This window comes from Rhizobium sp. TH2 (assembly GCF_024707525.1).
Classification (GTDB): Bacteria; Pseudomonadota; Alphaproteobacteria; order Rhizobiales; family Rhizobiaceae; genus Rhizobium_E.
In genome coordinates this window covers 4,777,501-4,789,507 of the sequence record NZ_CP062231.1, presented here as the reverse complement: position 1 = coordinate 4,789,507, position 12,007 = coordinate 4,777,501, and the positions used below count along the sequence as shown (strand labels likewise).

Below are 12,007 nucleotides of genomic sequence, written 5' to 3'. Positions count from 1 at the left end.
CATGCGCATCGTAAAATGCCGGGTTTCCCAGCAAAAACTTTCCAAGGCATCTGCCATTTCTCTGCCATATAGGCTAAATATGGCCCGGTCAAAATATTCTTCCCATCTGGAATCAAGGTTACGGACACGATGAGAAATGCAATCCGGCAGGCAATGACAGGGGTGATCGCGGCAACCCTGGGTCTCGCACTTGCCCTTGGCACGACCGCCCAGGCCGTCGCCAATCCGCATATGCTGGTCGATATCCGCTCCGGCAAGGTCATCGAGCACGAGGATGCATTCCAGAAATGGTATCCGGCTTCGCTCACCAAGCTGATGACTGCCTATGTCGCCTTCCGGCAGGTCAAATCCGGCAAGTGGACCATGCAAACGCCCATCGTCATGACCAAGCGCGCTGCAGCCGAGCCGCCCTCCAAGCTCGGCCTCAAGCCCGGCCAGGCGCTGACGCTCGACGACGCGCTGAAGGTTTTGCTCGTCAAATCGGCCAACGACGTGGCCTATGCCATCGCCGAGAATCTCGGCGGCACGATGCCCAACTATGTCGCGATGATGAATGCCGAGGCACGCCGGCTAGGCATGAATTCGACCAATTTCATCAATCCGCACGGTCTTCCGGGCGGCGGCCAGTACACGACGGCACGCGACCTCGCGGTGCTCGTCCTCGCCATCAAGCGGGATTTCCCGCAGTATTCGGGTTACTTCTCTCTTGAAGGCGTGCAGGTCGGCAAGCGCAAGTTCGGCAACTACAACAAGTTGATCGCCCGCTTCGACGGCGCCGACGGCATGAAGACCGGCTATATCTGCGCGTCGGGCTACAATCAGGTTTCGACGGCCACCCGCAACGGCAAGGCTGTGATCTCGGTGGTGCTCGGCTCCGACAGCCTCGCCGGCCGCACGGTCCTCTCCGCCGATCTTCTCCAGAAGGGCCTGACCGAAGGCACCGGCTTTGGCGATCCCACGGTCTACAAGCTCAAGCCTTATGGCGCCACCCGCGACCAGGTGAGCGACATCAGCGAGATGATGTGCCGCAAGCGCGGCAAGAAGAAGAAGAAGGTGGTCCGCTCGGAATCAACCGACGAGGTCGGCGACAAGAAGACGTCGCCATGGGTCCACCAACTCACCCGCCCGCTCGCCATGGCGCAGATCACCATCATTCCCGCCGGCAAGGATTCTGCAGCGGCCGAGGCTGACGCAGCGGTGGAGGAAGTCGCGGATGCCGGCCTCCTCGTCGTTAACGGCAGGAAGGTCTCCGTTCCGGTTCCGCAGCCCCGGCCCGTCAACTGATGGTCCAGCCATCCGATCGCATCCCGGTGTCCATCATCACCGGGTTCCTCGGCGCGGGCAAATCGACCCTGCTCAACCGCCTGCTGCGCGACCCTGACATGAAGGACGCCGCCGTCATCATCAACGAGTTTGGCGAGGTCGGCATCGATCACCTGCTGGTCGAGGCTTCGGGAGATTCCATGGTCGAGCTTTCCAACGGCTGCCTCTGCTGCACCGTGCGCGGCGAGCTCACCGACACGCTGATCTATTTCCGCGAGGCGCTGGCCGATGGCCGGATCAAGGCGCTCAAGCGTGTCATCATCGAGACGACGGGACTTGCCGATCCCGCGCCTGTCATCCAGTCGATCATCGGGGCTACCGACATTTCCCGCGATTTCTCGGTCGATGGCGTCATCACGCTGGTCGATGCGGTCAACGGTCTCTCTACGCTCGACAATCATGAGGAAGCCCGCCGCCAGGCCGCCGTCGCCGACCGGCTGATCCTGACCAAGCAGACGCTGGCCGATGCCGGGGCGATCGCTGAAGTCACCACGCGCCTGCGAAAACTCAATCCCGGTGCGCCGCTGATCGATGGCGATGCTCCGGAGGCAGCCGGCTACGCCGTGCTATCCGCCGGCCTCTACGACCCGGCGACCAAGATCGCCGATGTCTCGCGCTGGCTGCATGACGAAGATCATCACGATCATCATAGTCACGATGGGCATGATCACCATGGCCACGACCATCATCACCATCATCACGATGAGGCGATCCAGTCCTTCTCGATCGTCCATGAGCGCCCGGTCGATCCTGCGGCACTCGGCATGTTCATCGATCTCCTGCGCTCGGCCCATGGCGAGAAGTTGCTGCGCATGAAGGCCGTCGTCCAGCTCTCGGATGATCCGGACCGGCCGCTAGTGCTGCATGGCGTGCAATCCATCTTTCACCAGCCCGAACGCCTGCCCGCCTGGCCCGATCCGTCCGATCGTCGCACCCGCATGGTGCTGATCACCAAGGACCTGCCGGCCGAATTTGTGCAGAGCCTGTTCGATGCTTTCACCGGCACGCCAAGGATAGATCAGGCCGATCGCCAGGCGCTGGAGGAAAACCCGCTCGCGATTCCGGGCATGCGGATGTAAGCCCGGATCAAGCCGTTCAGTTTCCTGTTGGAGCCTTCGGACAGGTCTGCGCAAGGCCGGCAATGGTAGTTTGCAAAGTTGCAGGCAAGCCACCACCGGACGGACCGACCATGATCACCAAAGCCGACGATGTCATTGAATATCTGGGCCGCGCGACCTCGCTCGACAGCGTTCGCACGATCGGCGACGCGGTGCAGGGCATCAAGGACGACAAGCTCAGGAATGTCTGTATCGTCAACGGCACGGCGTTCAATCCCTTCTTCGTGCCGCATGGCGAGGTCTCGCAGCCGACGCTGAATTCCACGCAATGGCTCTATGTCGTCTCGCAGGCGCGGATCACCGCCGCCAACACGAAAACCCGCCGCATGATGGTCGCCGCGCCGATGAAGAGCGGTTCGACCTTCGTATCCAAGGCGCTGGCGACCGCGCTGGACGTGCCGCGGATCAGCCTGATCATGCTGCTCGCCCGCGCCTACGACTACACGGTCTATGGCGCCGCCACCCGGCCGCACGAGATCGATGAACTGGCGCTGCTTTCGGCCTGCTGCAGGCCCTCGGGCTTTCTCGCCCATCATCATATGCTGGCCTCGCCCTTCCTTTGCCGCCAGGCCTCGCTCTACGGGCTCGATATCATCCTGATCCGCCGCAACGTCTTCGACATGCTCGTCAGCCTCGATGACTTCCTGCGCAAGCACGGCGAGGACGCCGCTGCCGACGGTACGGACAATTTCTTCCGCCAGGGTCTGCCCGACAATTATCGCCACCTCGATTTCGAGGCGCGGATTTCCCGCCTGCTTGACCGTAACCTGAATTTCTACGTCTCCTACTACGTGTCCTGGACGCTTGCCGAACAGAGCGGGCTGATCGAACCGTTCTGGATTTCGTATGAGGACGAGATCGCCGCGAACGCCAGCGCGCTGGCTGCCCGCATGTCGGGGGTCTTTGCGAAAACAGAAGCGGAGGAAGACGAGATCGCGCGCGTATTTTCGCGGGGCGGCAATATGGATCATATCCATTTCAACCAGGGCATTGCCGGCCGGGGCGCCGCGATCACCGGCCGCAACCGCGAGCGCGTGCTCGAAGCCTTCGCCGATTTCGGCAATGTCGCCGACTGGAGCGAGATCCTCGGCTGAGGCGAGAAGGGGTGTCGGGCACTCCCCTCATCGGGGAAATGCCGTACGACAGCGCCTTACTCGAAAATGCCCTTCGGCGTCTCGCCCTTCATGAACGGCTCGATGAAGCCCATCAGCAGATCGACCTGGTCGGGCACGGCGGTGTGCGAGGTCGCGGGCAGCACGGCCAGACGCGAGGCGGCGAGCGGCTTGCCCATGTCGCCCATCGCGCCGCCGCCGAGCAGCCGGAACAGCGCCACGGAATGTTCCAGTGTCGAGACATCGGCATCGCCGGATATGATCAGGATCGGCGTCTTGATCTTCTTGACATCCTCCTCCCAGGCCATCGGCTCCTTCTCGAGCGCGATCAGCTTGGCGACCAGACCAGGGAAACCATCCGGATTGGCGGCGAGCTTCTTGTAGTCCTGGGCGAAGGGCATGTTGACGAACATCTCGACCGTCATCTGCGGAATGAAGGCGATGAATTCCGGCTGCCAGCCCTTGGTATCATAGGCGACCGAAGCCAGCACCGCCTTGTTGACCTTGTCAGGATGCCGGATGATAAGCTGCAGGCCGGCGGCAGCACCCATCGAATAGCCGAAGATATCAGCCTTCTTCAGCCCGACCTTGTCCATGAATACCGCCACATCGTCGGCGAGGTTGGGATAGGTGATCGGCCGGTCGATGTCGGTGGTGCGGCCGTGACCCTGGAACTCGATCGCATAGACCTTGTGGGTCTCGGCGAGCTTGGGAATGATCGCGCCCATCGACGGGATGTTCATATAGGCGCCGTGCAGCACGACCATCGGCTCGCCCTGGCCGGACACTTCATAATACATCCGCATGCCGTTCACCTCGACACGCTTGCCCTCCGGCTTGTCTTGAGCGATGGCCGGGGCGGCGGCGGGTGCGGCGATCATCAGTGCGAGCGCCATCAAAATCTTGCGTAGCATTGAAACCTCTCCTGATTTTTCGAGACGGGCCGATGCCCGGCGTCGGATGTAAGACGATGGGCATCTGCCGGAGCCGACATCACAGGAGAAAAAAAATTCGACGCGACGCAATTGCCATCGCGGATGACCTTTCGATCACCGCGAGGGGAAACCTGACTCAGAAAATGAAGTCGCCGGCATTGAGTTCGGACATCTTCATGTCCTTGATCGTGATGTCGTCATTGCCGAGGGTGAGCACGAGGTCATCACCCGAGACCGTCACGATCGCCTGGATATCGGCGAAATCGTCAATCGTGTTCCAGCCGCTGACGTCGATACGATCCACGCCATTCTGGAAGTCCATGATGCGGTCGCTGTCGCCGCCAGTGCCGAAGTCGAAAGTATCGATGCCCTTGCCGCCGCGAAGGATGTCGTCGCCCGCGCCACCATCGAGCAGGTTCTTGCCGCGATTGCCCGTGACGGAGTTATCGAGGTCGTTGGCGACAATGGTGATGTTGGCCTTGCCGATCGCCACGAACTTTTCCATCTCGCCTGCTTGAGTCGCGGTGAAGCTCACGGATGTCTTGAGCGTGTCGATGCCCTGGCCGGCATATTCGTAGGCCTGCCCGTCATTCTGGTTGACGATGTAGGTGTCATTGCCCAAGCCACCGGACACAATGCTGGTCGTCGAACCATTGCGGAGATCGGCAACATCGTTGCCTTCGCCGAGAAAGGCGGCGCCATCGAGCGTGCCCCTGTTCACGAAGCGGTCATCGCCATATCCGAGATAGACCTCGATGGACTTGCTGGCGACATCGGCGATGGTGCCCCGGTTTATGAAGGTCACCGGTCCGCCATTGATGGCGTTGAAGATGCCCTCGATCGTTCCGCCTTCCTCATTGATGATCTTCCCGCTGCTGAATCCCGAATCGAGGAGGATCGCATCGCCATCCATCAAGTCCGAGGTCGTGATGAGGCCGGAATTCCTGACGAGGTAGTTCTTGCCATCGAGATCGAGTCCGGCAGCGGATCCTGTAATCGTGCCCTGATTGATGACTTCGAAATTGTCGCCGAGGGACGTCATTCCCCGGTACTTGCCTTCTACCGATCCCGAATTGGCGATCTCAACACGTGTATCCTTGCCTCTGTTGATAATGCCGTCCCACATCGTGGAATTCGTGTCGCCAATCTGGCCCGCGATAACGAGGCGGGTGTCCTTTGCTGCCGGAAGCACGGAAAAGCCAAAGCCGTCCGCAACATCGACAACGACCCCCGCCTTGAGAATCCAGGTGCTGTCGTCCTGCTTGATCTCGAACGTCGTCGTTGAGTCCTGTTTGATTACATGCTTGCTTGCCATCGTGCTTGCCTTGAGAAATTGGGATGGCGGCTGTCCCGCCCCGATTAACGTTGCAGGGGAATTACACGCGTTTTGCCAGCAATGCTGTTACCGGGGAGACAAGCGCATTGGCTTGTTTCAAATGCGATGAAACGCCCAAAATGCAGTGTAAAGCAAAACAGGCGATCACGTCGTGCATGATGGCCGCCGCGGTTCAGGCGCGCCTGATCATGTCGATTTTGATCGGCTGATCGAGGATAAGCCTGCCGGTCTCCTTGCGCGCTGCCTTCAGCACCGCAGCTGTTATGTCCGCGCGATTGCCCTCGATGGTCCGCTGCCGTGCCGGATCGACCGCGACGACCCTGTCGAAGAACTGTTCGACCGTATCAAACGACTCGGCACGGCTGTAGGTCAGCGATTCGATCAGCCGGATACCGCCTGCCGCCAGTTCTTCAGTGATGACGGCCTGGGCCGCCAACCGGACGATGGTCTCGTCTTCGATTGGAAGCAGGGCTTCGAAGAATGTTCCCTTCGTTAGTGGCTCGGCGATCAGCAGCACACCGTCGTCGGCCAGCACCCGCACAGCTTCGTGTATGGCTAGGCGCATGGACTCCATGGGAACGTGATGAAGCGAATTGACCATCATCGCCACGTTGACGCTCATATCGTCGAGCGGCAGCGCCTCCGCCACGCCGATCAGGAAGCGGCCTTCGGGAGCCGCATTGGCGGCGGCATGGATCGCGGACGCCTCCGGATCTATGCCGGTCACATCGGCGCCAGCCGCAATCAGTTGCCTCGCCAGTGCGCCGGTCCCGCAACCTATGTCGAGAATTCGCATCCCTGCGATCCGGCGGATCGACTGCAATGCTGCCACTGGGCTGTTGATCTCGGACATGTGATCGATCCTTTCGAGAGCTTGTTCACGCCCTTGTTGAATTCACCTTTCGCCGATCAGCGCCGCGAACGTGGCGAGATCGACATTGCCGCCGCTGAGCACGATGCCGACCCGCCTGCCGGAACAGGCGATCACGCCATGCAGGATGGCGGCCGCCGCAAGGCACCCTGTCGGCTCGACGATGATCTTCATGCGCTCGGCGAAGAACCGCATCGTCGCGACCAGTTGCGCGTCGGACACCGTGACGATGTCATCGACATTGGCCTGCATGATGGGAAAATTGTGCTCGCCGACATGGGTCACGAGCGCGCCGTCGGCGATCGATTTCGGCACGGGGATGCGGACGATCTCGCCCTTATCAAGGGATTGCTGCCCATCGTTGCCGGCCTCCGGCTCGACGCCGATCACCTTGCATCCGGGCGAAAGCGCCCGGGCCGCAAGCGCGCTGCCCGAAAGCAGGCCTCCGCCGCCGAGCGGCGTCACCAGCAGATCGAGTTCGCCGACGGATTCGAAAAGCTCGAGCACAGCCGTGCCCTGGCCGGCAATCACATCGGGATAATCATAGGGCGGAATCAGCGTGGCCCCTCGCGCCACGGCAACGCGCCGGCTGATGGCCTCGCGATCTTCGGTGTAGCGATCGTAGAACACGACGTCCGCGCCATATCCCTTCGTCGCTGCCACCTTCATGTCGGGCGCGTCATTCGGCATGACGATGGTCGAATGAATGTTCAGGAGCTTTGCGGCATAGGCGAGTGCCTGCGCATGGTTTCCGGAGGAAAAGGCCACCACGCCGCCTGCACGGGTCGAGGCATCAAGCGCTGCAATAGAATTATACGCACCCCGGAATTTGAACGCACCGCCCCGCTGGAGATTCTCCGCCTTGAAGAAAAGCTGTGCGCCCACCTGCGCGTCGGCGGTCCGGGAGGTCAGGACCGGTGTCACATGCGCGATGCCCTCGATGCGCTTCCGCGCGGCCTTAACGTCGTCGAATGTAGGGATGCGCCATGCGGTCATGCTCTGCTACTCCTGCGTGAGACTCCGTCTTGGATGGTACCTTGCATCGAGTCGGATTGAAATTTGGTAACGGTGAAAATCACCCCTCACCAACTCCGGCCAGGCATTCGACCTTTAGTCTCATGCGGCCTTCGTATCCTCTCCCGCAGGGGGAGAGGTAAAATCCGTAGCACCGCTCGCCTCAAACAAAGGTCGAGCGTGAGGCACCCTACCTCTCCCCTTGCGGGAGAGGATACGCAGGCCGGGTGAACGTAGTGAACCCTTGGCCGAAGTTGGTGAGGGGTGATTCGTTGGGTCATTTTCTTGTCAACTAAATCAATATCTTATTACCAGAAATAGGAAAATAATCCTCATTCATATTTCCAAATCCCCAATTCTGTGCCATACTCCCTGCCGTTCCGTATCGGCTACACCTTGAGGCGTCAGGGCGAGGCGGGACCGGTGACCTTCATGGAGAAGCGACGTAAGTCTCCGTGCGGGGCGTCCGCGAGAAGGGCCAGTCCTCTGGGGACGGCGGCCGAAAGGCTGAGTTTCGCCCCGGACGTGCGCTGTAGCGCACACATATCCGCCTCCCGTCCCGCAAGGATGGGTAACGGGGGCAGTGCTGGCGAGTTCGTGGATGGAGACACTGTTCAACGGGGCACGGCGACGTGTCTTAACGGCCGCGAAAGCGGTCATATAATCCGGCACGGAGACGTGCCCCGGCCGATTTCCTTTGTTCAGGCGAAGGGATCGGGGACGTGCACGGTCATACCACGGAGCGGAATCGCCCGCGTGAACGCGGAGGTGTGTTTGGAAGCGGCGGATTAGAGGACGAATTGGTGTTGCAGAGCAGAGGCTTAGCTGAATAAGTGAGAGAGAATTAGAAACTTTGAGGGCACGAAGTTGAAAAGCAGAGGACAGAGAATTGCTGAGCATTTCCTATTGGGGCCGTTGGGCTTCAGGTATCGAACCATCTTGGTGGCGATGATCGCCGCACTGACAAATGCGATCTTCTTTCCAACCAATCCCTACGTATTCGTCATAATAATGGCCGTTTACCTCTGCTTTGGGATAACAGGTGTGGAACGCAAGCTGCTGCTTAGGCTTTTCCATCACCACAAATAGGGAAAAATCGCTTCATAACGACGGCCGGCATGGCAAGGCTGCCAAGCATCCACAGCTCATCAAAGGCGACAGGAGAATCAATTTCCTCGCGCCCAACCGCTATCAAAATGTCCGGCTCAGACCTCTTTATTTCCCTGATATCCATACCCATATTGCGGTCAGCCGGGAAATCATTCATCCCGGCACGGCCAGCCTACGGGGGGCCGATCTTGACCAACGCTTCGCGCCTTTGGAGGGCGGGGCGGGAAACGGAGAGACACTATGAATCTACAGAAATATTCCGAACGGGTCCGCGGATTCCTTCAGAATGCCCAGAGCTATGCACTTGGCGAGGGCAATCCTCAATTCACCGCCGAACATGTGCTGAAGGCGTTGCTCGATGACGAGCAGGGCATGGCCGCGTCGCTGATCGACCGCGCCGGCGGCGATTCCAAGATCGCGCGCCTGGCCAATGACGAAGCGATCAAGAAACTGCCGAAGAGTTCGGGCGGTAATGGCCAGCTTTCGCTTGCCCAGCCACTCGCCCGCATTTTCAACGCCGCCGAGGACGCCGCCAAGAAGGCCGGCGATTCCTTCGTCACTGTCGAGCGCCTGCTTGTGGCACTCGCCATCGAGTCGACGGCCTCGACCGCCGATACGCTGAAGAAGGCCGGCGTCTCGCCTGTTGGCCTCAACCAGGTGATCAACGAAATCCGCAAGGGCCGCACCGCCGACTCGGCCAATGCCGAACAGGGCTTCGATTCGCTGAAGAAATATGCCCGCGACCTCACCGCCGAGGCCCGCGAAGGCAAGCTCGACCCGGTCATCGGCCGCGACGACGAAATCCGCCGCACGATCCAGGTGCTGTCACGCCGCACCAAGAACAATCCGGTGCTGATCGGCGAGCCGGGCGTCGGCAAGACCGCGATCGCCGAAGGCCTCGCGCTCCGCATCGTCAATGGCGACGTGCCGGAATCGCTCAAAGACAAGAAGCTGATGGCGCTCGACATGGGCTCGCTGATCGCGGGCGCAAAATTCCGCGGCGAGTTCGAGGAGCGGCTGAAGGCCGTGCTCAACGAAGTACAAGCGGAAAACGGCGAGATCATCCTGTTCATCGACGAGATGCACACGCTGGTCGGCGCCGGCAAGGCGGAAGGCGCAATGGATGCGTCGAACCTGCTCAAGCCCGCGCTCGCCCGTGGCGAGTTGCACTGCGTCGGCGCCACCACGCTTGCCGAATATCGCAAGCATGTTGAGAAGGACGCCGCACTTGCCCGCCGTTTCCAGCCGGTATTTGTCGACGAGCCGAATGTGATCGATACGATCTCGATCCTGCGCGGCCTCAAGGAAAAATACGAGCAGCATCACAAGGTCCGGATCTCCGATTCGGCGCTTGTCGCGGCGGCTACCCTTTCCAACCGCTACATTACCGACCGCTTCCTGCCCGACAAGGCGATCGACCTGATGGACGAAGCTGCCTCGCGGCTCCGCATGCAGGTTGATTCCAAGCCCGAGGAGCTCGACGAACTCGATCGCCGCATCATGCAGCTCAAGATCGAGCGCGAGGCGCTGAAGAAGGAAACCGACCAGGCGTCGCAGGACCGGCTCGAAAAGCTCGAACTCGATCTCGCCAAGATCGAGGAGGAAGCCGGTGCGCTCACCGCCCGCTGGCAATCGGAGAAGCAGAAGCTCGGCCTTGCCGCCGATATCAAGAAGCAGCTCGACGACGCTCGCAACGAGCTGGCGATCGCCCAGCGCAAGGGCGAATTCCAGCGCGCCGGCGAACTGGCCTATGGCGTGATCCCCGGTCTTGAAAAGCAGCTCGAAGCCGCCGAAAGCCATGGCGACAAGACCACGGCCGACCTGGTGCAGGAAGTCGTGACGCCGGATCACATCGCGCACATCGTGTCGCGCTGGACCGGTATCCCCGTTGACAAGATGCTGGAAGGCGAACGCGAAAAGCTGCTGCGGATGGAAGACGAGCTGGCAAGGTCCGTGGTCGGGCAGGGCGAGGCGGTGCAGGCCGTGTCGCGTGCGGTCCGCCGTGCGCGCGCCGGGCTCCAGGATCCGAACCGGCCGATCGGCTCGTTCATCTTCCTCGGCCCCACCGGCGTCGGCAAGACCGAGCTTACCAAGTCGCTCGCCCGTTTCCTCTTCGACGACGAGACGGCGATCACCCGGATGGACATGTCCGAATATATGGAGAAGCACTCGGTCTCGCGTCTGATCGGCGCGCCTCCCGGCTATGTCGGATACGAGGAAGGCGGCGCGCTGACCGAAGCGATCCGGCGCAGGCCCTATCAGGTGATCCTGTTCGACGAGATCGAGAAGGCGCATCCGGATGTGTTCAATGTGCTGCTGCAGGTTCTCGACGACGGCCGCCTGACCGATGGTCAGGGCCGCACCGTGGACTTCAAGAACACGATCATCATCATGACGTCGAACCTGGGTGCGGAATTCCTCACCCAGCTCGGCGAGAATGACGAGGTCGAGACGGTGCGCGAAATGGTGCTCGGTGTGGTGCGTTCGGCCTTCCGTCCGGAATTCCTCAACCGCGTCGACGAGATCATCCTGTTCCATCGCCTGCATCGCAAGGAGATGGGCACGATCGTCGACATTCAGTTGGAGCGGCTGATGAAGCTGCTTGCCGATCGCAAGATGGTGCTGGAACTCGGCGCCGATGCACGCGGCTGGCTTGCCGACAAGGGCTACGACCCGATCTATGGCGCCCGTCCGCTCAAGCGCGCGATCCAGCGCTATATCCAGGACCCGCTCTCCGAGCGCATACTGTCGGGCGATTTCCCGGATGGCTCGAAGATCCTGGTCTCGGCCGGGTCCGACAGGCTGGTCTTCTCGGCCAGCCGTCCCATCGAGGCGGCGCCGGCGGAAGCCGCGTAACTCCAAACGAACATTCGACCGGCGGCAGCGATGCCGCCGGTTTTCATTTGCCGGTCGTCGGAAAAACTATTGGGTCTCGGCGACCTTGGTCGCCTCGGCGGTGCCGAGCAGGGTGTCGATGCGCTTGCGCTCGTCCTCGAACTTCACGAGTTCGTCGCCCTTCAGCGACTTGCCGCCTGGCAGGCGGATCCGCTGCGGATCGACCTTGTTGCCGTTGACGATGACTTCGTAATGCAGATGCGGCCCGGTCGATTGTCCCGTCGAGCCGACCCAGCCGATCACCTGGCCCTGTCGAACCTTGGCACCTTCCTTGATCCCCTTGGCGATGGCGC

General features: G+C 60.9%; 10 protein-coding genes (1 of these 10 cut by a window edge). 4 read left to right on the top strand and 6 right to left on the bottom strand.

Annotated features, from left to right (window positions below; translation table 11 throughout):
- Positions 1–129: 129 nt before the first annotated feature.
- The 3 genes from IHQ71_RS23315 to IHQ71_RS23305 all read left to right on the top strand — a co-directional run bounded on the left by IHQ71_RS23315 (position 130) and on the right by IHQ71_RS23305 (position 3,535).
- Positions 130–1,284 (top strand): D-alanyl-D-alanine carboxypeptidase family protein, encoded by a 1,155-nt coding sequence (locus tag IHQ71_RS23315; protein ID WP_258158792.1) that lies wholly within the window; start codon positions 130–132, stop codon positions 1,282–1,284.
- Complete coding sequence (locus IHQ71_RS23310) at positions 1,284–2,402, top strand: GTP-binding protein (protein ID WP_258158791.1); 1,119 nt, start codon at positions 1,284–1,286, stop codon at positions 2,400–2,402. The genes IHQ71_RS23315 and IHQ71_RS23310 overlap by 1 nt, the downstream gene beginning before the upstream one ends.
- A gap of 110 nt (positions 2,403–2,512) precedes the next feature.
- Positions 2,513–3,535 carry a hypothetical protein gene (locus IHQ71_RS23305; RefSeq protein WP_258158790.1) on the top strand — a complete coding sequence of 341 codons (1,023 nt, stop codon included), beginning with the start codon at positions 2,513–2,515 and terminating at the stop codon, positions 3,533–3,535.
- A 56-nt stretch (positions 3,536–3,591) separates the two neighbouring features.
- On the opposite strand, the gene IHQ71_RS23300 is transcribed toward IHQ71_RS23305, so the two are convergent.
- The 5 genes from IHQ71_RS23300 to IHQ71_RS23280 form a co-directional block, all read right to left on the bottom strand.
- On the bottom strand, positions 3,592–4,467 hold the full coding sequence (locus IHQ71_RS23300) for an alpha/beta fold hydrolase (RefSeq protein ID WP_258158789.1): 876 nt from the start codon (positions 4,465–4,467) through the stop codon (positions 3,592–3,594).
- Between the two features lie 157 nt (positions 4,468–4,624).
- The gene (locus IHQ71_RS23295) at positions 4,625–5,803 is read right to left on the bottom strand and encodes a calcium-binding protein (RefSeq protein WP_258158788.1); all 1,179 of its coding nucleotides are present in this window, start codon (positions 5,801–5,803) and stop codon (positions 4,625–4,627) included.
- Between the two features lie 193 nt (positions 5,804–5,996).
- A complete protein-coding gene (locus tag IHQ71_RS23290) occupies positions 5,997–6,677 on the bottom strand; it encodes a class I SAM-dependent methyltransferase (protein WP_258158787.1) in 681 nt (226 codons plus the stop codon).
- Positions 6,678–6,719: 42 nt separating this feature from the next.
- The gene (locus IHQ71_RS23285; protein ID WP_258158786.1) at positions 6,720–7,691 is read right to left on the bottom strand and encodes a threo-3-hydroxy-L-aspartate ammonia-lyase; all 972 of its coding nucleotides are present in this window, start codon (positions 7,689–7,691) and stop codon (positions 6,720–6,722) included.
- Positions 7,692–8,772: 1,081 nt separating this feature from the next.
- Positions 8,773–8,976 (bottom strand): hypothetical protein, encoded by a 204-nt coding sequence (locus IHQ71_RS23280; protein ID WP_258158785.1) that lies wholly within the window; start codon positions 8,974–8,976, stop codon positions 8,773–8,775.
- A gap of 83 nt (positions 8,977–9,059) precedes the next feature.
- Here IHQ71_RS23280 and clpB point away from each other — a divergent pair, with 83 nt between their 5' ends.
- On the top strand, positions 9,060–11,675 hold the full coding sequence (gene clpB, locus IHQ71_RS23275; protein WP_258158784.1) for an ATP-dependent chaperone ClpB: 2,616 nt from the start codon (positions 9,060–9,062) through the stop codon (positions 11,673–11,675).
- Positions 11,676–11,741: 66 nt separating this feature from the next.
- Here the strand turns inward: clpB and IHQ71_RS23270 are convergent, their stop codons facing one another.
- Positions 11,742–12,007, bottom strand: the end of a protein-coding gene (locus IHQ71_RS23270; RefSeq protein WP_258158783.1) for a M23 family metallopeptidase. It continues 1,687 nt past the right edge of the window; the window shows 266 of its 1,953 coding nt (coding positions 1,688–1,953); its start codon lies off the right edge, out of view; the stop codon is at positions 11,742–11,744.